Here is a 22,650-nt window from a genome sequence, read left to right on the forward strand (position 1 = left end):
TTTCCCTATACAAGTCGCTTAAGACTTGCCAACGAACCATTGCCGCCATGAAGTTTATCATTAAATTGTTCCCGGAAATCACCATCAAAAGCCAATCTGTGCGCTTGCGCTTTATAAAAATCCTTACCGGGAACATTCGTAACGTTTTAAAGCACTATGATGAGACGCTCGCTGTCGTCCGCCACTGGGATAACATCGAAGTTCGCGCAAAAGATGAAAACCAGCGTCTGGCTATTCGCGACGCCCTGACCCGTATTCCGGGTATCCACCATATTCTCGAAGTTGAAGACGTGCCGTTTACCGACATGCACGATATTTTCGAGAAAGCGTTGGTTCAGTATCGCGATCAGTTGGAAGGCAAAACCTTCTGCGTGCGCGTGAAGCGCCGCGGTAAGCATGATTTTAGTTCGATTGATGTGGAACGTTACGTCGGCGGCGGTTTAAATCAGCATATTGAATCCGCGCGCGTGAAGCTGACCAATCCGGAAGTGACTGTCCATCTGGAAGTGGAAGACGATCGTCTCCTGCTGATCAAAGGTCGCTACGAAGGTATTGGTGGTTTCCCGATCGGCACCCAGGAAGATGTACTGTCGCTCATTTCCGGCGGTTTCGACTCCGGTGTATCCAGCTATATGTTGATGCGTCGCGGCTGCCGTGTGCATTACTGCTTCTTTAACCTCGGCGGCGCGGCGCATGAAATCGGCGTTCGCCAGGTGGCGCATTATCTGTGGAACCGCTTTGGCAGCTCCCACCGCGTGCGTTTTGTCGCCATTAATTTCGAACCGGTCGTCGGGGAAATTCTCGAGAAAATCGACGACGGTCAGATGGGCGTTATCCTCAAACGTATGATGGTGCGTGCCGCGTCTAAGGTGGCTGAACGTTACGGCGTACAGGCGCTGGTCACCGGCGAAGCACTGGGGCAGGTGTCCAGCCAGACGCTGACCAACCTGCGCCTGATTGATAACGTCTCCGATACGCTGATCCTGCGTCCGTTGATCTCTTACGACAAAGAGCACATCATCAACCTGGCTCGCCAGATTGGCACCGAAGACTTTGCCCGCACTATGCCGGAATATTGCGGCGTGATCTCCAAAAGCCCGACGGTGAAAGCGGTTAAATCGAAGATTGAAGCGGAAGAAGAGAAGTTCGACTTCAGCATTCTCGATAAAGTGGTTGAGGAAGCGAATAACGTTGATATCCGCGAAATCGCCCAGCAGACCGAGCAGGAAGTGGTGGAAGTGGAAACCGTCAATGGCTTCGGCCCGAACGACGTGATCCTCGATATCCGTTCTATCGATGAACAGGAAGATAAGCCACTGAAAGTCGAAGGGATTGATGTGGTTTCTCTGCCGTTCTATAAACTGAGCACCAAATTTGGCGATCTCGACCAGAACAAAACCTGGCTGCTGTGGTGTGAGCGCGGGGTGATGAGCCGTCTGCAGGCGCTCTATCTGCGCGAGCAGGGCTTTAACAATGTGAAGGTATATCGCCCGTAATTTGTGGTTTTTACGTCGCATCTGGTCAGATGCGACGTTTGCCGCATCCGACACTACTCGTAATAATTATAAATCCCTGCCGCCATCACCAGTTGTGATGCCACTTCATGGGCTTTCTCGCGCCCAACCAGCAGGTCGATAATTTTCAGACCAAAGTCGATAGCTGTACCCGGCCCCTGGCTGGTCAGCAATTTTACTCGTGCATCCCAGACGACGCGCTTGTCCTGCCATTGTTCGGCGGGAATTTTATCTTTCAGCGTCGGGAAGCCGGTCATATTGCCAATCGGGAAGATATCGTGCGGCACCAGCACGGTGGCTGGCGCGGCGCAAATAGCCGCGACGATACGCCCGGAACGGTGGAACTGTTTAACAGTTTCAACCAGCAGGGTGCTATCGCGAAAACATTCCGCGCCTTTAATGCCACCAGGCAGCACAATCACGTCATATTCGCCATCGGCAACTTCGACCAGCGGCGCATCCGCCAGCAGCTTCACGCCGCGCGAGCAGGTAATTGCCAGGTTGCCATCGCTGGCGACGCTGGCAGTGGTGACTTTGATCCCGCCGCGAACCAGCAGATCGATAGTGGTGACGGCTTCAGTCTCTTCACTACCAGGGGCGAGGCAAACCAGTGCCGATGCGCTCATATTCACTCTCCTTTCTTTTTACCATTTCAAACAGGCGGGTGTTTTCCGGTACGGCAATCCCATGCGCGCGGGCGCGGCGTAAGAGAAAACCATTGATATAGTCGATTTCAGTGTGGCGCAGCGCGTGGATATCCTGCAACATCGACGAGATATTTTCCGCTGTGGCATCAATCACCTGCATCACGTAATCAAGTAAATCTTCTGCTGAAGTATGATGCCCTTCGCGTTCAATCACTGCCGCGACTTCTTCGCATATCTGCATAATTTCTTGCGGATGATGACGTAATTCACCGTTCGGGCAATTCCAGATGGCGGTTAGTGGATTAATCACACAGTTGACTGCCAGCTTGCGCCACAGCTCGGCGCGAATATTGTTATGCCAGGCAACGTCAGGTAATACGGTTTGCAAAATATCCGCCAGATAACTGTAATCGCCGTCCTGTTGCCGTGCTGGACCAATATGCGTGATACCGTTTGCCACATGAATAATGACATTTCCGTCGCGGCGCGCCGCATGGGTGGTCGTGCCCATCAGTAACGGCTGCTCAATGCTTTGCAACTCTTCGATGGTACCCATGCCGTTGTGAATTAACAGTATTGGCGTGGTTACAGGCAGTGTGGACGCGAGGCTTTTGACGGCATCGGAAACCTGCCATGCTTTCAGCGTCACCAGTAACAGATCGCTGGTGGCCAGAAAATCGGGATCGTTAGCGGTCAGAGACTCGTTAAATATCGAACCGTCAGTCTCAACCAGATTCACGCTACAATAAGGTTGCGGTACGCGCAGCCAGCCCTGAACTTCGTGACCCTGTTTGCAAAGTGCTGTAAGCCATAATTGCCCTAAGGCACCGCATCCCAATACGGTAATTTTCATTGTTCCTCCTCACCCGCAACCACTCCGGGTGTTCAATAAGGCTATCCCTTAATTGTGCATGCTGTTGCGACTATGCACAATTAAGGGATACGTCCTGGTGCAGGACTGTTGGTTATTTAACTTTGCAGGTATTATGCTTCGCATCAAAAATGAAGGGAGAGGAAAAGATGCCATCTTTCGATATTGTTTCTGAAGTTGATCTTCAGGAAGCGCGTAACGCGGTCGATAACGCGAGCCGCGAAGTGGAGTCCCGTTTTGACTTCCGTAACGTTGAAGCCTCATTTGAGCTGAACGACGCCAGCAAAACCATCAAAGTGTTGAGCGAGTCCGATTTCCAGGTCAATCAGTTGCTGGATATTCTGCGTGCCAAGCTGCTGAAGCGCGGCATTGAAGGCAGTTCGCTGGATGTACCGGAAAATATCGTTCATAGCGGTAAAACCTGGTTTGTGGAAGCAAAACTGAAGCAGGGTATTGAGAGCGCGACCCAGAAGAAAATCGTCAAGATGATCAAAGACAGCAAACTGAAAGTGCAGGCGCAAATTCAGGGCGATGAGATCCGCGTAACGGGTAAATCTCGTGATGATTTGCAGGCTGTCATGGCGATGGTACGCGGTGGCGATCTCGGTCAGCCGTTCCAGTTCAAAAACTTCCGCGATTAATCGCGACAACATGCGCTTTGTTCATGTCAGATGCGGCATGAACGCCTGATTCGGCCTACAAAGGTTTGTAACTCAGAAGCTTTGTATGCCTGATAAGCGTAGCGCAGCAGGCAATTCGCCTCGTTTTTTATGCCTGACGAATTGCCTGTTCAACCTCAAAGCGATTCGTCACTTTGCTGTCGATTTTCACATAAGCTGAATGTTCTTCTTCTGCAATCAACACTTCTTTGACGCCTGCGGTTTCCAGTAAACGCACTTTTAACGCCTCGTTTGCGGCAATGTCCGCCGGGATTTCAATGCGCAAACTGCTAACATACGGCGGTTCTTTCATGGTACTGGCGACTGCCAGCCACACTGCTGCCAGCATTGCGCCAGCGAGAAATACGCCCTGACCGTCAAACATGCCGTCAATCCAGCCGCCCAGCGAACCACCAATAGCCACGCCAAGAAACTGGCTGGTGGAGTAAACGCCCATCGCCGTACCTTTGTAACCAGCAGGAGACTCTTTACTGATAAGCGAAGGCAGAAGGGCTTCCATCAAATTAAACGCCACAAAGAAAAGCTGCACGCCGACCACCAGTTGCCAGAACTGCGTTTGTGCGTTCCACAACACAATTTCCGCAACCACGATCAACCCGACGCAGAAGACAAAGACTTGCTTCATTTTGCGCTTAACTTCAGCGTAGATAATGAAAGGCACGACAGAGCCAAAGGCGATTAACATCGTTGCCAGATAGACCTTCCAGTGTTCAGCCGCCGGGAAACCCGCATCAGCCAGTTGCCTTGGCAGGGCAACAAACGTCGACATCAGCAGCATGTGCAGACACATAATGCCAAAGTTGAGTTTCAGCAGCCGTGGCTCCGCCAGCACTTTACTGAAACTGCCTTTCACCATCCCGGACTCACGATTAAGTACGTGCGTGCTGCTGTTAGGTACAACCCAAATGGTCAACGCAATGCCGATCGTTGCCAGAATAGCGATCATCCAGAACAGCGCGTGCAGCCCAAGTTTGTGAGTAATGATCGGGCCAAGCACCATCGCAATGGCGAAGGTAATGCCAAAGCTCACGCCGATAAACGCCATCGCTTTGGTGCGGTTTTGTTCGCGCGTAAGATCGGAAAGCAGCGCCATAACGGCAGCGGCAATCGCACCGGAGCCTTGTAGCGCCCGGCCCAGAATAATTCCCCAGATGGAGTCAGAGAGCGCAGCAATAACGCTACCGGCAGCAAATACTGCCAGTCCGCCGACAATTAATGGTTTGCGACCAATGCGGTCGGAAAGCAGGCCAAACGGAATCTGAAAAACGGCCTGGGTCAAACCATAAATACCAATGGCAATACCGATTAACGCTTCGCTGGCCCCTTGCAGTGCCATACCGTACGTAGTCAGAACCGGCAGTACCATAAACATGCCCAGCATGCGCAATGAAAATACGGTCCCTAAACCCCAGGTCGCGCGCCGCTCACCTGGCGTCATTTTATAATCGTTCATTACCACCTCTTAAAAAATTGCCCACATAGTGTAGTGCGGAGCGCATGTTGGGTAAACAGAGTGTTAATGAGTAAATATTACATAAGAGAGTGGTTTTTACGTCAGGTATGAGCTTCTTTCGTATTCTTGCCATTAATACTTTGTGCGTTAAATATAACAAATGAAAAGCTCACATGATTTTATCCTCCAGGCAATGACATTATTTTTGGCTTTATTGAGTGGCATGTAACTTTTTATCAAAGGATGATGTTATTTTAACTCAATAAATAGAGGTGTAGGAGGCACTGATTATGCTGTTTCAGCTTAAATGCTTGCTTATTACCTGGGCCGTTATGGCAGTGTATTTATTCATGAAGTGGATGTTTGGTGGTTAGGTATAATAAGGGGTTATATATGTGGTCTGGTAAAGTTATTTTATTATCATTTGGTTTGTCTCTGGCTTCTTTTTGTCATGCTTCAACGGATATTAATCAACTGTATGAACGTATTGTCAATAAAGATCAGACGGCGTTAAAAGAACTGCAAAAATTAGCTGACTCCAATAACACGCAGGCGCTAGTGCTACTGGGATTTATTTATGAACATGGAGTGACAGTATCTGTTGACATCCCAAAGGCGATTCAGTGGTATGAGAAAGCCTGTAACCAGGGGGGAGAATACGGTTGCTATAATGCACGTTATTTCTTTCAATATGGTAAAGGCGTAACCCTGGACGTGACACGAGCACAGATGTATGCCAGTAAGTCGAAAACTGACGATCTTAATATTCCTCCTGATTTGATGAATAAAATAATCAATCAGGCCTATGAATTGAAATCCGGGGCCGAGACAGACAAAACGAAACGGGCGAGTTTAATTGAATTTGTCAGTCGTTATGTCGGTCAGGCACCCGAGAATGATTTGCTTTTTTGGGGGCGAATTGGTTTCAGTAAACCGGAAATTTTGCGTCTGGCGACTCTATGGGCGCAGGAAGACGACCCAAAAATGGATTATATTGTCGGAAATCTTTATCTCGATGATTTTTCACCTTCTGATGATAGACGTTCTTTAGACACCAAAAAGAAAGCACTGCAATGGTTTCGCACTGCGGCAGAAAAAGGTTATCCGATGGCGCAGTATACCATGGGCGATGCCTACGAAAATGGCAGTGCTGGTTTAAAGATTGATGCTGTCGAAGCCAAAAAATGGTACGAATTAGCTGCAAATAAGAATGACGAAAAAGCATTAGTAGCCCTGGGGAATATATACTATTCTGGGTTGACCGGCGAAGTTGATTATTCTAAAGCGAGCGTGCTTTTTAACAAGGCTGAACAGCAAGGGGCAAAAAAAGCCGCATTGTGGTTAAGTTGGATGTATTACAACGGATTAGGTGAAAGGCTTGATTGTGATAAGGCCTGGTATTATTACGAAAAAGGTGCGGGGAAATATTCATTGAAATTCAGTAAGGATGAATATTTAAACCGTTGTAATCAAGATCAGAAAATCCGAGAAACACAGGGTGATATTTTACCTTATCTCACGTTAAAACATTACGGGACCTATGGTTTTAACGCAAATGAAAAACCAAAAATATGCGATGTCAGTATTAAAATTAATGCTGATAAAATCAGTGGTATAACTAATTTGCAGTTGACGCTTGAGCTAAAGGGAAGTGAAGGTATCAGTGAAGAATATACCATTGTCGTACCGCCTTTTAGTCTAAATACACTTGGCGTGGATATGTATAATAACTCCACTCATATAAGACAGACCTATATAGATATCCCAGTTTATAATCGTAATTTATGCGATTTTCATGATTTAACTTATTCTGTTAAATCTGCGACGACGATACTGAATGGGAAACAACGCGACTTGTTAAAAGAAGAGCATATTCAGGTGCAAGATAAATAAGGGATATTTTATGTTGCCTAAAAGAATATTATTTTCTTTAATGCTGATAGTTCCACCAGGCGTGGTGGCAAGCGAGAAAGCGCATGAATTGTATAACAGCATATACAGTAAAAAGCCTGCCCCCGATGTTATAAGTACACTACATAAAATGGCTGAGTCGGGGGATGTCGACGCGCAAAGCCTGTTAGGCTGGGAATATCATCAGCCCCGCTACGATACGAAACCCAACGTTCAGGAAGCCATTAAATGGTTCGAGTTAGCCGCTAAACAAGGTGACAGAGAAGCTCCGTTAGCGCTGGGGGATATCTACTACGAAGGTGAGCAGGTGCGGGTGGATTATGCCAAAGCGTATGTGTTATTTAATCAGGCCGCGCAACACGGTATAAATTTAGCATGGTCCAGATTGGGTATGATGTACGCCAATGGTCAGTATGTTGAGGTAGATTGTAAGAAAGCGAAGGAATATCTTGATAAGGGTGTCCACATTTATGGTGGCCCGCAGAACTTTCTTGCCGCCTGTCGAAAAGACATGATTGACAGAAAAACGGTTGATGATATGTTGCCAGCCATCACAATTACCCATTCTGGAATGCGGGATAATTTTTTAGATGAGAGCTTTTCCTGTATGGACAGCCTCTTTGCCGAAACCAATAAATTAGGCGAAGTGGCCAATCTTCGTGTTACGTACAACATTAAGAGTCCGTCTGGTAAGGAAATTATCCAAACGGTTGGTTTCAAGCCTTTCGGCTTAAACCGGCTGAATATTAACTTTACTGATTACATAATCGGTTCGTTTAGCAGCAATTCATTGCTCCTTCTTTATAGATCCGATTTTGAGTCGAAAATGTGTTCACAGGTGAAGACTCGCATTATTGCCGCAACGGCAACGATAAAGGGTAAAGAAGTGGATCTGCTAAAAGTGGGGGCAATAAAAAACCCGCCAGAGTAAGCGGGTTTTTTGATGACGATAAGATTTACCAAACAGACGCCAGCAGCGTATGCGAGTCCGGCACCATAAAATCAACGGACATCATCACCGAGAGGGCGGTGATGGCGATGATAGAGAAGCCGAACAGCTTACGCGCCCAGATTCTGTCATCAGCGACTTTATAACCGCGCAGGGCCATGCCTAACCACCAGACGCTAACCGCTGCGGCGACCACCAGATATTTATACCCAGCGTAACCGCCAAGAGAGAGCATCAGCGTGGCAACGGCAAAGGCGATGATATACAGCGTGATGTGATTCTTCGCCACAGAAATGCCTTTTACCACCGGCAGTACCGGAATGTTCGCCGCCTGATAATCCTTAAAGCGGAAAATGGCGATGGCATAGGAGTGAGGCATCTGCCATAGGCTGAAGATAGCCAGCAGGATCGCTGCGCCGCTATCGAACTCGCCGGTTACCGCACAGTAGCCAATCACCGGCGGCGCAGCGCCGGAGAGCGAACCAATCAACGTGCCGTAGACTGAGTGGCGTTTCATGTACAGGCTATAAACGCCGACATAAACCACGAAGCCCATCACCCCCAGCCAGCAGGCCAGCGGATTCGCGCCAAACCACAGCAGCATAAAGCCAGCAATACCCAGCAAGGTGGCGTACACCAGCGAGACAGCAGGAGAGATCAGGCCTTTAACCAGCACCCGATTCTTCGTCCTTTCCATCTTTCTGTCGATATCCCTGTCGATGTAGTTGTTAAACACACAACCCGACGCCACAACCAGTGACACCCCAACCAGCGTGTAGATAAACAGGGGATAATCAATGCTGCCCTTTGAGGCCAACAGGAATCCCCCAATCACCGAGATCAGGTTGCCAAAGATGATGCCTGGTTTCGTTACTTGCAGGTATTGCTTAAACATCATAACCGCCGCTCTTAGTGCATCATCATGTTGTAGTTGAGGTTCCACATAATCCAGATGGAGCCTACAACCAGGATAGCGATGATTAGCACGGTGAAGACAAACGCCGTCATGTTCCAGCCTTCATCTGATTTGGTATTCATGTGCAGGAAGCACACCAGATGCACCAGAACCTGTACCACTGCCATTGCCAGGATTGTTCCCAGAATTACGGCCGGAGAGGCAGCCCCTGTCATTACCATCCAGAACGGAATCACCGTCAGGATTACCGACAGGATAAAGCCTGTCATGTAGGTTTTTACGCTGCCATGGGATGCGCCGCTATGTTCGTTAGAATGACTCATTACATCGCCCCCATCAGATAAACAACAGTGAACACACAGATCCAAACCACATCCAGGAAGTGCCAGAACAAGCTCAGGCACATGATGCGGGTACGGTTAGTGCTGGTCAGGCCGCGACGGGCGATTTGCACCATCAGCACCGCCATCCAGATAAGGCCGGAAGTGACGTGCAGACCGTGGGTACCAACCAGCGCAAAGAACGCTGACAGGAAGCCGCTGCGATCCGGACCCATGCCGTTAACAATCAGGTGATGGAATTCATAGAGTTCCATCCCGATAAATCCGGCACCAAACAACCAGGTCAACGCCAGCCAGGAGATAACCTGGCTTTTGTTGTTTTTGTACATGGCGATAGCCGCCATGCCGTAGGTGATGGAGCTGAACAACAGCAAGAAAGTTTCAACCAGAACGAACGGCAGTTCGAAAATGTCCTTACCTGTCGGGCCGCCTGCGGTGCCGTTCACCAGAACGGCATAGGTAGCAAACAAAATAGAGAACAGAATGCAGTCGCTCATCAGGTAGATCCAAAATCCGAAGATTTTGGTTCCGCCTGCATCGTGGTGCCCGTGTTCGTACGCGTGGGCAGTCGCGTGCGTCAAAGTATCAGTTGCCATTTTTCAGCCCTGCCTTAGTAATCTCATCGAAATGCTGGTTTTCCAGTTTTTCGATTTCTGCCACCGGCACGTAGTAATCCACGTCCTCGTCGAAGCTTTTCACGATCCAGGTGATGATCATGCCTGCGAAGCCAACAATCGCCAGCCACCAGATATGCCAGATCATGGCGAAACCGAAGATGGTGGAGAAAGCCGCAATGACGATACCGGCGCCGCTGTTTTTCGGCATATGAATTTCTTCATAGTGGTCAGGCTTTTTGTACGCTTCGCCTTTCTCTTTCATTTCCCAGAATGCATCACGCTCGTGAACGTGCGGCACAATGGCAAAGTTATAGAACGGAGGCGGGGAAGAGGTTGCCCACTCCAGCGTACGGCCACCCCACGGGTCGCCAGTCAGGTCACGGTTCTGGTCGCGGTCGCGAATAGAAACGTACATCTGAATAACGAGGCAGAGAATACCCAGCGCAATCAGTACTGCACCGCTGGCTGCAATCATCAGCATGGTGTGGAACTGCGGGTCAATCTGCTGGCTCAAACGACGAGTCATACCCATGAAGCCCAGCGCATAGAGCGGCATAAAGGCAACGAAGAAGCCGATGATCCAGAACCAGAACGCGCGTTTACCCCAGGTTTCGTTCAGTTTGAAACCGAACGCTTTAGGCCACCAGTAGGTCATCCCTGCGAAGCAGCCGAAGACCACGCCGCCGATGATCACGTTATGGAAGTGCGCAATCAGGAACAGGCTGTTATGCAGAACGAAGTCCGCGCCCGGTACTGCCAGCAGCACACCAGTCATACCGCCCACCGAGAAGGTGACAATAAAGCCGATGGTCCACAGCATCGCAGAATGGAACACGATACGGCCCTGATACATGGTGAACAGCCAGTTGAAGATCTTCACCCCGGTCGGGATGGCGATAATCATGGTGGTGATACCAAAGAAGGCGTTTACGTTCGCGCCCGCACCCATCGTAAAGAAGTGGTGCAGCCAGACGATGAACGACAGCACGGTGATACAGACGGTTGCCCATACCAGCGAGGTATAACCAAACAGGCGTTTACGCGAGAAGGTTGCCGCAATTTCGGAGAACACACCGAATACAGGCAGGATCAGGATGTAAACTTCCGGGTGGCCCCAGGCCCAAATCAGGTTGATGTACATCATCATGTTGCCACCCATATCGTTGGTAAAGAAATGGGTGCCCAGATAGCGATCCAGGGTCAACAACGCGACGGTAACCGTCAGAATTGGGAAGGAAGCAATAATCAGAATGTTTGCGCACAGTGATGCCCAGGTAAATACCGGCATCTTAAACATGGTCATGCCCGGTGCACGCATCTTCAGAATGGTAACGAAGAAGTTGATACCGGTTAGCGTCGTACCTATACCGGATAGCTGGAGACTCCATATCCAGTAATCGACACCGACTCCCGGACTGTACTCTATTCCCGATAGTGGTGGATAGGCCAGCCAGCCGGTCTGCGCAAATTCGCCCACGCCGAGAGAAACGTTAACCAGAATCACACCAACAACGGTAAACCAGAAGCTTAAGTTGTTGAGGAACGGGAACGCAACGTCACGCGCGCCGATCTGCAGCGGAACCACCAGGTTCATCAGACCGATAACGAAAGGCATCGCCACGAAGAAGATCATAATCACGCCGTGCGCGGTGAAGATCTGATCGTAGTGGTGAGGTGGCAGGAAGCCCGCTTCACCCGCCGAGGCAAGGGCCTGCTGGCTACGCATCATAATGGCGTCAGCAAAACCACGCAGCAACATCACAATCGCCACGATGATATACATGATACCGAGGCGTTTATGGTCGACGGAGGTCAGCCATTCTTTCCACAGGTAGGTCCACTTACCGAAGTAAGTGATCAGGCCAACGAGCGCCAGACCTCCCAAAATAATGCCAGCGATCGTAACCATGACGATAGGTTCATGGTACGGGACTGCATCAAGTGATAATTTTCCGAACATCTTTATTCTTCCTCAACCCCTTTAATGGGCGGATTCCGCGTGGCTCATGTCCATGCCTTCCATACCTTCGTGTGCGCTGTGCTCACCTTCTGGCTGGGTCATGTCCATGCTCTTACCGTGAGCCATAAACTTATTAATCACATCGGCAAACAAGTCTGGTTTCACGTTGGAGAAATATTCCACCTGGTTGTATTCGCTAGGCGCGGCCAGTTTTTCGAACGCTGCCATGTCAGACATGCTGTTCGGTGACTGTTTCGCTTTTGCGACCCACTGGTCGAATTCGGCGCGATCCGGCGTTGCGATAGCTTTGAACTTCATGCCTGAGAAGCCCGGACCGCTGTAGCTGGCGGAGATACCGTCATAAGTACCGGGTTCGTTGGCGATCAGATGCAGGCGAGTCTGCATACCGGCCATGGCATAAATCTGGCTACCCAGACGCGGAATGAAGAAGGAGTTCATCACGGAGTTGGAGGTCACTTTGAAGTACACCGGAGTGTTCGCCGGGAAAGCGATTTCATTCACGGTAGCAATTCCCTGTTCCGGGTAGATGAAGAACCATTTCCAGTCCATGGAAACCACTTCGATGGTAATGGGCTTCTCGTCATGTGCCAGCGGCTTGCTAGGCTCAAGAGCGTGAGTAGTTTTCCAGGTCAGTACCGCAAGGAAGATGATGATTAAGATAGGTACCGTCCAGACCACAGCTTCCACTTTATTGGAGTGTGACCAGTTCGGGCTGTACTTAGCATCTTTATTGCTCGCACGGTACTTCCAGGCGAAACCAACAGCCATCAAGATTGCGGGAATAACGACAATCAACATCAGGCCAAATGCCGTCAGTATCAGTGAACGTTGCTCCAGACCAATCTGTCCTTTGGGATCTAACAGCGCAGAATTACAACCACTGAGCAATACAGTGCCTGCAAATAATGACAACCATCCCAAACTTTTATTGTATTTCCTGAGTCTCATTTAACGACCTCAATTCCACGGGATCTGGTGGCGTTTAAAGTGTGTGGGCATTTTACGGGAAGGTTACATTACTGTAAACATGATTAAATTCCTGTTACTTGGATTTGGCTGTCAGGTCACATATGTTGCAAAACATATCAAGTTGGTTTTAAGAAGCTGTTGCAAAAGGGCGTTATAACGAAAGGGGCGCGCGGAAGGGGGGTGGCAGGGCAATTGGTATAACCAATCTCAAAATAAAACAATTATTTAACAAATAATTATCATTGAGGTGACAACTCAGGCGAGGGGAAATAAAGTGTCATTAGCTGAATCGTGTAAGAAAAATAGAATCTATAAATACCGTCAATAATTTTAGAAATCTAAGCCGCACAAAAGAACAAATATTATTAAGCGATGCTGATGTTTATTTAGCCGTAATAATTACGCCGGGTGATTACTACAGCTAAATAATATTCACAGATTACGTCAGATGTGTTTTTCGTAGTGCCAGATAATCCAGCAAACCACCAAGCACGACTCCGCCCAGGGCGACTAAAACGCCGACTTCCAGCAGAGCAGGCAGGAAAGAGAAGTGGGTCAAATCCAGCGCGTCCATCGTCAATAGCAGTAACCACACGGCTAACAGACTGACGCCCGTTGCCAGCGTCGACATGGCAAAGGCATAACCTGCCGGATACCCGGTACGAGGGATAAAGTCGTTATTGACCCATGTGTACTCCAGCGTGCGACGGCAAACCAGCAGCAAAATAAGTCCAGGTACGGCGGCGGCAACAGAGAACAGATAGAACGTCGGCCAGCCGTGAGCTTCAACAAACCAACCTGCTACTGGCCCTACATAAACCCGTCCTACAGCAGAAAGCGCCGAGAGCAGGGCGAACTGGGTAGCGGAAAATGACTTATTACACAGGGTCATTAATAGCGCCACAAATGCTGATGTTCCCATCCCGCCACACAGATTTTCGAAAAAGACAGCCGCGCCCATGCTGTAGAGATGCTTATCAGTCACGGAAAGTAGCCAGTAACCGGCGTTGGACGCTCCTTGTAAAAGGCCGAAAATCATGAGCGCACGGAACAATGACAGGCGCTGCATCAAAATTCCGCCGAACAATGCGCCGATGATGGTCGCCAGTAGACCGAGCGTTTTGTTAACTACACCCACTTCGCCGGCATCAAATCCGACGCCGCGAATCAAAAACGTGGTTGTCAGGCTCATGGCGAAAGCATCGCCCAGTTTGTACAGTACGATTAAAAGCAGAATCAGCCATGCGTTATTGCGGCCAAAGAAATCACGCAATGGTGCTACAACGGCCCGTTCCAGCGTTTTGGGTACAGGAATGGTGTCGGTTGGTTCTGGTGCAAGCAGTGTCGCGATAATACAGGGGATCAACAGCGCTGCCATCAACCAGTACATGCCTTGCCAGCCCAGCCATTTATCTGCCAGCCATAAAGCCAGGCCGCCGGATACCAGCATCCCCAGGCGATACCCCAGCACGCTGATTGCCGCACCTGCGCCGCGTTCTTCCGCTGGCAGCACATCCGTTTTCCAGGCATCAAAGACGATATCCTGGGAGGCGGAGCAAAAAGCGATCACCACCGCCAGAGCTGCCATCCAGCGTAATTGGGTGCCAGGTTCGAGAAAACCCATCGCCGCAATGGACAGTAACAATAGAGTTTGTGTCGCGAGCAGCCAACCGCGCCGACGTCCGAGGAACGGTGGGGTGTAGCGGTCCATCAGCGGGGACCAGAGAAATTTAAATACATAAGCCTGGCCTACCAGAGAGAAGAAACCGATGGTTTTAAGATCGATATTCTCAACGGTCATCCACGCCTGTAACGTGCCGGATGTCAGGGCTAGCGGTAGCCCAGAAGCAAAACCCAGGATCAGCAAAATGGCTGAACGCGGCTGTTGGAAAATACGTAAATATTGACTGGACATGGGCGTCTACAGGCCCGGCTTGCACCGGGCCAGAGGGCAGAAATTAACGCGCGTTCTGCTTGATGAATTCGTGAATGCTGGTGTCCTGAGACATGTCAGCAATGGTGTCGGTCAGCACACTGTTAACCGCATCGGCGATATTTTTGTTGGAAGCCTGAAAAGCGCCTTCAACGTTGTAGCTGGCACGATAGTTTTTGGTCATCTTGTTGCCATTCTGCGCGGTGGCGATGATGGCGATATCTGCTTTAGTGGCGATATTGTAACGCACGTTACCCTGGGACACGTCAGCATACAGTTGGCTAACGATGATTTGCAGATTAACCGGACCATTTGGGCCGACCATGTAACCACGCGCGGTCATTTGTTTTTCCAGCACTTCTTGCAGCAGGAAACGCAAATCGCGAGAGGCGGTCAGGGTGACAATCTGATTATCGCGGGTCACTTTCGCCAGCGCCTGATCGGTACGTTGATCGGCACCATTAATGCTAACGGTGACGCCCATCAGGCTTGGATCCTGCTGCGGCAGCGTCATCGTTGGGGAAACGTCAATCGTCGTTGGTGGTGTTGCGCATCCTGCAAGCATAAACAGAGCAACTAATGGGAAGAGGATTTTTTTGAACATGTTCTGGCTCTCAGAGACTGGTAAGCGTGTTTGGTAAAAAATTCTCGCCATCATAACATTGCCAACGACGAGGGGAAGTGGGTAAGGCATGTAAATTCATCGTGTTGACGAAATAATCACCGTGAGTAAAAGAATCACTCGTGCGCAGCCTGCGAATTAATCTTTAAATCAGTAAACTTCATACGGTTGACTGAAAAACTGGGACGAAAGCTAAATATTTGTTGCTAAGCTGTAATGGTAACGGTAAAAGCGGCTAGTATTTAAAGGGATGGGTGACATCTCAGCGTTGTCGGAGGAGATATTTCATGATGATACGTGAGCGGATAGAAGAAAAATTAAGGACGGCGTTCCAACCCGTATTCCTCGAAGTTGTGGATGAAAGCTATCGTCACAATGTCCCAGCCGGCTCTGAAAGCCATTTTAAAGTTGTGCTGGTCAGCGATCGTTTTACGGGTGAACGTTTTCTGAATCGTCATCGAATGATTTACAGTACTTTAGCGGAGGAACTCTCTACTACCGTTCATGCGCTGGCTCTGCATACTTACACTATTAAGGAATGGGAAGGGTTGCAGGATACCATTTTTGCCTCTCCTCCCTGTCGTGGAGCAGGAAGCATCGCGTAAAAACGCATTTGCAACCGTCAGCGCTTTTCCAGTATGTTGCTAAAGATTTTATGAAAAACGGCCTGCGGGCCGTTTTGTTTTGTCTGGATTTTGTGCTTTTTGCCCAGCATTCAGACGAAAATTCCCCGGGAATTGTGAAAAAATACGCGGTAGCGCGCAATAACCGTTCTCGACTCATAAAAGTGATGCCGCTATAATGCCGCGTCCTATTTGAATGCTTTCGGGATGATTCTGGTAACAGGGAATGTGATTGATTATAAGAACATCCCGGTACCGCGAAGCCAACAACCTGTGCTTGCGGGGTAAGAGTTGACCGAGCACTGTGATTTTTTGAGGTAACAAGATGCAAGTTTCAGTTGAAACCACTCAAGGCCTTGGCCGCCGTGTAACGATTACTATCGCTGCTGACAGCATCGAAACCGCTGTTAAAAGCGAGCTGGTCAACGTTGCGAAAAAAGTACGTATTGACGGCTTCCGTAAAGGCAAAGTGCCAATGAATATCGTTGCTCAGCGTTATGGCGCTTCTGTACGCCAGGACGTTCTGGGCGACCTGATGAGCCGTAACTTCATTGACGCCATCATTAAAGAAAAAATCAATCCGGCTGGCGCACCGACCTATGTTCCGGGCGAATACAAGCTGGGTGAAGACTTCACCTACTCTGTAGAGTTTGAAGTGTATCCGGAAGTTGAACTGCAGGGCCTGGAAGCGATCGAAGTTGAAAAACCGATCGTGGAAGTGACCGACGCTGACGTTGACGGCATGCTGGATACTCTGCGTAAACAGCAGGCTACCTGGAAAGAAAAAGACGGCGCTGTTGAAGCAGAAGACCGCGTAACCATCGACTTCACCGGTTCAGTTGACGGCGAAGAGTTCGAAGGCGGTAAAGCGTCTGATTTCGTACTGGCGATGGGCCAGGGTCGCATGATCCCGGGCTTTGAAGACGGTATCAAAGGCCACAAAGCTGGCGAAGAGTTCACCATCGACGTGACCTTCCCGGAAGAATACCACGCAGAAAACCTGAAGGGTAAAGCAGCGAAATTCGCTATCAACCTGAAGAAAGTTGAAGAGCGTGAACTGCCGGAACTGACTGCAGAATTCATCAAACGTTTCGGCGTTGAAGATGGTTCTGTAGAAGGTCTGCGCGCTGAAGTGCGTAAAAACATGGAGCGCGAGCTGAAGAGCGCCATCCGTAACCGCATTAAGTCTCAGGCGATCGAAGGTCTGGTAAAAGCTAACGACATCGACGTACCGGCTGCGCTGATCGACAGCGAAATCGACGTTCTGCGTCGTCAGGCTGCACAGCGTTTCGGTGGCAACGAGAAACAAGCGCTGGAACTGCCGCGTGAACTGTTCGAAGAACAGGCTAAACGCCGCGTAGTTGTTGGCCTGCTGCTGGGCGAAGTTATCCGCACCAACGAGCTGAAAGCTGACGAAGAGCGTGTGAAAGGTCTGATCGAAGAGATGGCTTCTGCGTACGAAGATCCGAAAGAAGTTATCGAGTTCTACAGCAAAAACAAAGAACTGATGGACAACATGCGCAATGTTGCTCTGGAAGAACAGGCTGTAGAAGCTGTACTGGCGAAAGCGAAAGTGACTGAAAAAGAAACCACTTTCAATGAGCTGATGAACCAGCAGGCTTAATTTACGCAGCATAACGCGCTAAATTCGCACAAAGGCCCGTCACCGCCAGGTGGTGGGCTTTTTTTTGTCATGAATTTTGCATGGAACCGTGCGAAAACGCTCTTTCGGTGTTAGCGTAACAACAAAAGATTGTTATGCTTGAAATATGGTGATGCCGTACCCATAACACAGGGACTAGCTGATAATCCGTCCATAAGGTTACAATCGGTACAGCAGGTTTTTTCAATTTTATCCAGGAGACGGAAATGTCATACAGCGGCGAACGAGATAACTTTGCACCCCATATGGCGCTGGTGCCGATGGTCATTGAACAGACCTCACGCGGTGAGCGCTCTTTTGATATCTATTCTCGTCTACTTAAGGAACGCGTCATTTTTCTGACTGGCCAGGTTGAAGACCACATGGCTAACCTGATTGTGGCGCAGATGCTGTTCCTGGAAGCGGAAAACCCAGAAAAAGATATCTATCTGTACATTAACTCCCCAGGCGGAGTGATCACTGCCGGGATGTCTATCTATGACACCATGCAATTTATCAAGCCTGATGTCAGCACCATCTGTATGGGCCAGGCGGCCTCGATGGGCGCATTCCTGCTGACCGCAGGGGCAAAAGGTAAACGTTTCTGCCTGCCGAACTCGCGCGTGATGATTCACCAGCCGCTGGGCGGCTATCAGGGCCAGGCGACCGATATCGAAATTCATGCCCGTGAAATTTTGAAAGTTAAAGGGCGCATGAATGAACTTATGGCGCTCCATACGGGTCAATCATTGGAACAGATTGAACGAGATACCGAGCGCGATCGCTTCCTTTCCGCCCCTGAAGCGGTGGAATACGGTCTGGTCGATTCGATTCTGACCCATCGTAATTGATGCCAGAGGCGCAACTGTGCCGCTATACTTATCCAGGGCGGCACAACGCTATAAGCGACTTGCGCCTGAGAATGGCATTTGCGTCGTCGTGTGCGGCACAAAGAACAAAGAAGAGGTTTTGACCCATGACAGATAAACGCAAAGATGGCTCAGGCAAACTGTTGTACTGCTCTTTTTGCGGCAAAAGCCAGCATGAAGTGCGCAAGCTGATTGCCGGACCATCCGTGTATATCTGCGACGAATGTGTTGATTTATGTAACGACATCATTCGCGAAGAGATTAAAGAAGTTGCACCGCATCGTGAACGCAGTGCGCTACCGACGCCGCATGAAATTCGCAACCATCTGGACGATTACGTAATCGGTCAGGAACAGGCGAAAAAAGTGCTGGCGGTCGCGGTATACAACCACTACAAACGTCTGCGCAATGGCGATACCAGCAATGGCGTCGAGTTGGGTAAAAGTAACATTCTACTGATCGGTCCGACCGGTTCCGGTAAAACGCTGCTGGCTGAAACGCTGGCACGCCTGCTGGATGTTCCGTTCACTATGGCCGATGCGACTACACTGACCGAAGCCGGTTATGTGGGCGAAGACGTTGAAAACATCATTCAGAAGCTGTTGCAGAAGTGCGACTACGATGTACAGAAAGCGCAGCGCGGTATTGTCTACATCGATGAAATTGACAAGATTTCACGTAAGTCTGACAACCCGTCTATTACCCGTGACGTTTCCGGTGAAGGCGTACAGCAGGCACTGTTGAAACTGATCGAAGGTACAGTTGCTGCCGTTCCACCGCAGGGCGGGCGTAAACATCCGCAGCAGGAGTTCTTGCAGGTAGATACCTCTAAGATACTGTTTATCTGTGGTGGTGCATTTGCTGGTCTGGATAAAGTGATTTCCCATCGTGTAGAAACCGGCTCCGGCATTGGTTTTGGCGCGACGGTAAAAGCGAAGTCCGACAAAGCAAGTGAAGGCGAACTGCTGGCGCAGGTAGAACCGGAAGATCTGATCAAATTTGGTCTGATCCCTGAGTTCATCGGTCGTCTGCCAGTTGTAGCAACGCTGAATGAACTGAGCGAAGAAGCCCTGATTCAGATCCTTAAAGAGCCGAAAAACGCCCTGACCAAGCAGTATCAGGCGCTGTTTAATCTGGAAGGCGTGGATCTGGAATTCCGTGACGAGGCGCTGGATGCTATCGCTAAGAAAGCGATGGCGCGTAAAACCGGTGCCCGTGGCCTGCGTTCCATCGTAGAAGCCGCACTGCTCGATACCATGTACGATCTGCCGTCCATGGAAGATGTCGAAAAAGTGGTTATCGACGAATCGGTAATTGATGGCCAGAGCAAACCGCTGCTGATTTATGGTAAGCCGGAAGCGCAACAGGCATCTGGTGAATAATTAACCATTCGCATACAGTCAGTTAACCAAAAAGGGGGGATTTTATCTCCCCTTTCATTTTTCCTCTATTCTCGACGTTGAATGTGGGGGAAACATCCCCATATACTGACGTACATGTTAATAGATGGCGTGAAGCACAGTCGTGTCATCTGATTACCTGGCGGAAATTAAACTAAGAGAGAGCTCTATGAATCCTGAGCGTTCTGAACGCATTGAAATCCCCGTATTGCCGCTGCGCGATGTGGTGGTTTATCCGCACATGGTCATCCCCTTATTTGTCGGGCGGGAAAAATCTATCCGTTGTCTGGAAGCGGCGATGGACCATGATAAAAAAATTATGCTGGTCGCGCAGAAAGAAGCTTCAACGGATGAGCCGGGTGTAAACGATCTTTTCACCGTCGGGACCGTGGCCTCTATATTGCAGATGCTGAAGCTGCCTGACGGCACCGTCAAAGTGCTGGTCGAGGGGTTACAGCGCGCGCGTATTTCTGCGCTCTCTGACAATGGCGAACACTTTTCTGCGAAGGCGGAGTATCTGGAATCGCCGACCATTGAGGAGCGGGAACAGGAAGTGCTGGTGCGTACTGCAATCAGCCAGTTCGAAGGCTACATCAAGCTGAATAAGAAAATCCCACCAGAAGTGCTGACGTCGCTTAACAGCATCGACGATCCTGCGCGTCTGGCAGATACCATTGCCGCGCATATGCCGCTGAAACTGGCTGACAAACAGTCTGTTCTTGAGATGTCCGACGTTAACGAGCGTCTGGAATATCTGATGGCGATGATGGAATCGGAAATCGATCTGCTGCAGGTTGAGAAACGTATTCGTAACCGCGTGAAAAAACAGATGGAGAAATCCCAGCGTGAGTACTATCTGAACGAGCAGATGAAAGCCATTCAGAAAGAACTCGGCGAAATGGACGACGCGCCGGACGAAAACGAAGCCCTGAAGCGTAAAATCGACGCGGCGAAAATGCCGAAAGAGGCAAAAGAAAAAGCGGAAGCAGAACTGCAGAAGCTGAAAATGATGTCTCCGATGTCGGCAGAAGCAACCGTGGTGCGTGGTTATATCGACTGGATGGTACAGGTGCCGTGGAATGCGCGTAGCAAGGTCAAAAAAGACCTGCGTCAGGCGCAAGAAATCCTCGATACCGATCATTATGGTCTGGAGCGCGTGAAAGATCGTATCCTTGAGTACCTCGCGGTTCAAAGCCGTGTAAACAAAATCAAGGGGCCGATCCTCTGCCTGGTAGGGCCGCCGGGGGTAGGTAAAACGTCCCTGGGTCAGTCCATCGCCAAAGCCACAGGACGTAAATATGTTCGTATGGCACTGGGTGGCGTGCGTGATGAAGCGGAAATCCGCGGTCACCGCCGTACTTACATCGGTTCTATGCCGGGTAAATTGATCCAGAAAATGGCGAAAGTGGGCGTGAAAAACCCGCTGTTCCTGCTCGATGAGATCGACAAAATGTCTTCTGACATGCGTGGCGATCCGGCCTCCGCACTGCTTGAAGTGTTGGATCCAGAGCAGAACGTGGCGTTCAGCGACCATTACCTGGAAGTGGATTACGACCTGAGTGACGTGATGTTTGTCGCGACGTCGAACTCCATGAACATTCCGGCACCGCTGCTGGATCGTATGGAAGTGATTCGCCTCTCCGGTTATACCGAAGATGAAAAACTGAACATCGCCAAACGTCACCTGCTGCCGAAGCAGATTGAACGTAATGCGCTGAAAAAAGGTGAGCTGACCGTCGACGATAGCGCCATTATCGGCATTATTCGTTACTACACCCGTGAGGCAGGCGTGCGTGGTCTGGAGCGTGAAATCTCCAAACTGTGCCGTAAAGCGGTTAAGCAGTTACTTCTCGATAAGTCATTAAAACATATCGAAATTAACGGCGATAACCTGCATGACTACCTCGGCGTACAACGTTTCGACTATGGTCGCGCGGATAACGAAAACCGCGTCGGTCAGGTAACGGGTCTGGCGTGGACAGAAGTCGGCGGCGACTTGCTGACCATCGAAACTGCGTGTGTACCAGGCAAAGGTAAACTCACTTATACCGGTTCGCTGGGCGAAGTGATGCAAGAGTCCATTCAGGCGGCGTTAACGGTGGTTCGTGCGCGTGCGGAAAAATTGGGGATCAATCCAGATTTTTACGAAAAACGCGACATCCACGTGCACGTACCGGAAGGGGCGACGCCGAAAGATGGTCCGAGCGCTGGTATTGCTATGTGCACTGCGCTGGTTTCTTGCCTGACCGGTAACCCGGTTCGCGCCGATGTGGCGATGACGGGCGAGATAACCTTGCGTGGTCAAGTGTTACCAATCGGCGGTTTGAAAGAAAAACTGCTGGCGGCGCATCGTGGCGGAATTAAAACTGTGTTAATTCCGTATGAAAATAAACGCGATCTGGAAGAGATTCCAGACAACGTGATAGCCGATCTGGACATTCATCCGGTGAAACGTATTGAGGAAGTTCTGACTCTCGCGTTGCAAAATGAACCGTCTGGCATGCAGGTTGTAACCGCAAAATAGTGACCTCGCGCAAAATGCACTAATAAAAAAAGGGCTGGCAGGTAAATTCGGACTTGCCAGCCTTTTTTTGTCTCGTTAAGTTAGAGGGCGGATTAGGCTTGCCCTTATTAAGGGGTGTTGTAAGGGGATGGCTGGCCTGATATAACTGCTGCGCGTTCGCACCTTGAAGGATTCAAGTGCGAGATAAA

General features: G+C 49.8%; 19 protein-coding genes. 9 read left to right on the forward strand and 10 right to left on the reverse strand.

Annotated elements, in window-relative coordinates; all coding sequences use genetic code 11:
* Positions 1-47: 47 nt before the first annotated feature.
* Complete coding sequence (thiI, locus tag FEK42_RS10470) at positions 48-1,496, forward strand: tRNA uracil 4-sulfurtransferase ThiI (RefSeq protein WP_000668682.1); 1,449 nt, start codon at positions 48-50, stop codon at positions 1,494-1,496.
* Positions 1,497-1,549: 53 nt separating this feature from the next.
* Here the strand turns inward: thiI and yajL are convergent, their stop codons facing one another.
* Positions 1,550-2,140 (reverse strand): protein deglycase YajL, encoded by a 591-nt coding sequence (gene yajL, locus FEK42_RS10475; protein WP_001276309.1) that lies wholly within the window; start codon positions 2,138-2,140, stop codon positions 1,550-1,552.
* On the reverse strand, positions 2,103-3,014 hold the full coding sequence (gene panE / locus FEK42_RS10480) for a 2-dehydropantoate 2-reductase (protein ID WP_135492521.1): 912 nt from the start codon (positions 3,012-3,014) through the stop codon (positions 2,103-2,105). Before panE ends, yajL begins: the two co-directional genes overlap by 38 nt.
* A 167-nt stretch (positions 3,015-3,181) precedes the next feature.
* On the opposite strand from panE, the gene yajQ reads away from it, so the two are divergent.
* A complete protein-coding gene (gene yajQ, locus FEK42_RS10485) occupies positions 3,182-3,673 on the forward strand; it encodes a nucleotide binding protein YajQ (protein WP_001138904.1) in 492 nt (163 codons plus the stop codon).
* A 127-nt stretch (positions 3,674-3,800) separates the two neighbouring features.
* Here the strand turns inward: yajQ and FEK42_RS10490 are convergent, their stop codons facing one another.
* Positions 3,801-5,165, reverse strand: a complete 1,365-nt coding sequence (locus FEK42_RS10490) for an MFS transporter (RefSeq protein WP_135492523.1) — start codon at positions 5,163-5,165, stop codon at positions 3,801-3,803.
* A 393-nt stretch (positions 5,166-5,558) separates the two neighbouring features.
* On the opposite strand from FEK42_RS10490, the gene FEK42_RS10495 reads away from it, so the two are divergent.
* Both FEK42_RS10495 and FEK42_RS10500 read left to right on the forward strand, forming a co-directional pair.
* Complete coding sequence (locus FEK42_RS10495; protein ID WP_138211824.1) at positions 5,559-7,058, forward strand: SEL1-like repeat protein; 1,500 nt, start codon at positions 5,559-5,561, stop codon at positions 7,056-7,058.
* A 10-nt stretch (positions 7,059-7,068) separates the two neighbouring features.
* The gene (locus FEK42_RS10500) at positions 7,069-8,007 is read left to right on the forward strand and encodes a tetratricopeptide repeat protein (protein ID WP_135492525.1); all 939 of its coding nucleotides are present in this window, start codon (positions 7,069-7,071) and stop codon (positions 8,005-8,007) included.
* Between the two features lie 25 nt (positions 8,008-8,032).
* Here FEK42_RS10500 and cyoE read toward each other — a convergent pair whose 3' ends face one another.
* From cyoE to FEK42_RS10535, 7 genes are all read right to left on the reverse strand, one after another.
* Positions 8,033-8,923 carry a heme o synthase gene (gene cyoE, locus FEK42_RS10505; protein WP_130206252.1) on the reverse strand — a complete coding sequence of 297 codons (891 nt, stop codon included), beginning with the start codon at positions 8,921-8,923 and terminating at the stop codon, positions 8,033-8,035.
* A gap of 11 nt (positions 8,924-8,934) precedes the next feature.
* A complete protein-coding gene (locus FEK42_RS10510; RefSeq protein ID WP_130206254.1) occupies positions 8,935-9,264 on the reverse strand; it encodes a cytochrome o ubiquinol oxidase subunit IV in 330 nt (109 codons plus the stop codon).
* Complete coding sequence (locus tag FEK42_RS10515) at positions 9,264-9,878, reverse strand: cytochrome o ubiquinol oxidase subunit III (protein WP_135492527.1); 615 nt, start codon at positions 9,876-9,878, stop codon at positions 9,264-9,266. The genes FEK42_RS10510 and FEK42_RS10515 overlap by 1 nt, the downstream gene beginning before the upstream one ends.
* Positions 9,868-11,859 (reverse strand): cytochrome o ubiquinol oxidase subunit I, encoded by a 1,992-nt coding sequence (gene cyoB / locus FEK42_RS10520; RefSeq protein WP_130215449.1) that lies wholly within the window; start codon positions 11,857-11,859, stop codon positions 9,868-9,870. The genes FEK42_RS10515 and cyoB overlap by 11 nt, the downstream gene beginning before the upstream one ends.
* A gap of 21 nt (positions 11,860-11,880) precedes the next feature.
* Positions 11,881-12,828 (reverse strand): cytochrome o ubiquinol oxidase subunit II, encoded by a 948-nt coding sequence (gene cyoA, locus FEK42_RS10525; RefSeq protein ID WP_001239440.1) that lies wholly within the window; start codon positions 12,826-12,828, stop codon positions 11,881-11,883.
* A gap of 460 nt (positions 12,829-13,288) precedes the next feature.
* The gene (gene ampG / locus FEK42_RS10530) at positions 13,289-14,764 is read right to left on the reverse strand and encodes a muropeptide MFS transporter AmpG (RefSeq protein WP_130260304.1); all 1,476 of its coding nucleotides are present in this window, start codon (positions 14,762-14,764) and stop codon (positions 13,289-13,291) included.
* Between the two features lie 43 nt (positions 14,765-14,807).
* Positions 14,808-15,386 (reverse strand): lipoprotein, encoded by a 579-nt coding sequence (locus tag FEK42_RS10535; RefSeq protein ID WP_130206262.1) that lies wholly within the window; start codon positions 15,384-15,386, stop codon positions 14,808-14,810.
* A gap of 305 nt (positions 15,387-15,691) precedes the next feature.
* Between FEK42_RS10535 and bolA the strand changes: the two genes are divergently transcribed.
* The 5 genes from bolA (at position 15,692) to lon (ending at position 22,462) form a co-directional block, all read left to right on the forward strand.
* The gene (gene bolA / locus FEK42_RS10540; RefSeq protein ID WP_000973459.1) at positions 15,692-16,009 is read left to right on the forward strand and encodes a transcriptional regulator BolA; all 318 of its coding nucleotides are present in this window, start codon (positions 15,692-15,694) and stop codon (positions 16,007-16,009) included.
* A gap of 343 nt (positions 16,010-16,352) precedes the next feature.
* Positions 16,353-17,651: a trigger factor gene (tig, locus tag FEK42_RS10545; RefSeq protein ID WP_138211825.1), complete on the forward strand. Its 1,299-nt coding sequence runs from the start codon at positions 16,353-16,355 to the stop codon at positions 17,649-17,651.
* A gap of 245 nt (positions 17,652-17,896) precedes the next feature.
* Complete coding sequence (gene clpP, locus FEK42_RS10550; RefSeq protein ID WP_000122253.1) at positions 17,897-18,520, forward strand: ATP-dependent Clp endopeptidase proteolytic subunit ClpP; 624 nt, start codon at positions 17,897-17,899, stop codon at positions 18,518-18,520.
* Positions 18,521-18,645: 125 nt separating this feature from the next.
* Positions 18,646-19,920, forward strand: coding sequence for an ATP-dependent protease ATP-binding subunit ClpX (gene clpX, locus FEK42_RS10555; protein WP_000130305.1), 1,275 nt, complete (start codon positions 18,646-18,648; stop codon positions 19,918-19,920).
* 187 nt (positions 19,921-20,107) lie between these two features.
* Positions 20,108-22,462 carry an endopeptidase La gene (gene lon / locus FEK42_RS10560; RefSeq protein WP_064527151.1) on the forward strand — a complete coding sequence of 785 codons (2,355 nt, stop codon included), beginning with the start codon at positions 20,108-20,110 and terminating at the stop codon, positions 22,460-22,462.
* Positions 22,463-22,650: the final 188 nt, after the last annotated feature.

It is taken from the genome of Escherichia sp. E2748, from assembly GCF_005781125.1.
In the GTDB taxonomy this organism is placed as follows: domain Bacteria; phylum Pseudomonadota; class Gammaproteobacteria; order Enterobacterales; family Enterobacteriaceae; genus Escherichia.

Excerpts from the sequence above, each read along its gene's own strand:
- thiI (WP_000668682.1), top strand. The coding sequence starts at position 48 with ATGAAGTTTATCATTAAATTGTTCCCGGAAATCACCATCAAAAGCCAA.
- yajL (WP_001276309.1), bottom strand. The coding sequence starts at position 2,140 with ATGAGCGCATCGGCACTGGTTTGCCTCGCCCCTGGTAGTGAAGAGACT.
- panE (WP_135492521.1), bottom strand. The coding sequence starts at position 3,014 with ATGAAAATTACCGTATTGGGATGCGGTGCCTTAGGGCAATTATGGCTT.
- yajQ (WP_001138904.1), top strand. The coding sequence starts at position 3,182 with ATGCCATCTTTCGATATTGTTTCTGAAGTTGATCTTCAGGAAGCGCGT.
- FEK42_RS10490 (WP_135492523.1), bottom strand. The coding sequence starts at position 5,165 with ATGAACGATTATAAAATGACGCCAGGTGAGCGGCGCGCGACCTGGGGT.
- FEK42_RS10495 (WP_138211824.1), top strand. The coding sequence starts at position 5,559 with ATGTGGTCTGGTAAAGTTATTTTATTATCATTTGGTTTGTCTCTGGCT.
- FEK42_RS10500 (WP_135492525.1), top strand. The coding sequence starts at position 7,069 with ATGTTGCCTAAAAGAATATTATTTTCTTTAATGCTGATAGTTCCACCA.
- cyoE (WP_130206252.1), bottom strand. The coding sequence starts at position 8,923 with ATGATGTTTAAGCAATACCTGCAAGTAACGAAACCAGGCATCATCTTT.
- FEK42_RS10510 (WP_130206254.1), bottom strand. The coding sequence starts at position 9,264 with ATGAGTCATTCTAACGAACATAGCGGCGCATCCCATGGCAGCGTAAAA.
- FEK42_RS10515 (WP_135492527.1), bottom strand. The coding sequence starts at position 9,878 with ATGGCAACTGATACTTTGACGCACGCGACTGCCCACGCGTACGAACAC.
- cyoB (WP_130215449.1), bottom strand. The coding sequence starts at position 11,859 with ATGTTCGGAAAATTATCACTTGATGCAGTCCCGTACCATGAACCTATC.
- cyoA (WP_001239440.1), bottom strand. The coding sequence starts at position 12,828 with ATGAGACTCAGGAAATACAATAAAAGTTTGGGATGGTTGTCATTATTT.
- ampG (WP_130260304.1), bottom strand. The coding sequence starts at position 14,764 with ATGTCCAGTCAATATTTACGTATTTTCCAACAGCCGCGTTCAGCCATT.
- FEK42_RS10535 (WP_130206262.1), bottom strand. The coding sequence starts at position 15,386 with ATGTTCAAAAAAATCCTCTTCCCATTAGTTGCTCTGTTTATGCTTGCA.
- bolA (WP_000973459.1), top strand. The coding sequence starts at position 15,692 with ATGATGATACGTGAGCGGATAGAAGAAAAATTAAGGACGGCGTTCCAA.
- tig (WP_138211825.1), top strand. The coding sequence starts at position 16,353 with ATGCAAGTTTCAGTTGAAACCACTCAAGGCCTTGGCCGCCGTGTAACG.
- clpP (WP_000122253.1), top strand. The coding sequence starts at position 17,897 with ATGTCATACAGCGGCGAACGAGATAACTTTGCACCCCATATGGCGCTG.
- clpX (WP_000130305.1), top strand. The coding sequence starts at position 18,646 with ATGACAGATAAACGCAAAGATGGCTCAGGCAAACTGTTGTACTGCTCT.
- lon (WP_064527151.1), top strand. The coding sequence starts at position 20,108 with ATGAATCCTGAGCGTTCTGAACGCATTGAAATCCCCGTATTGCCGCTG.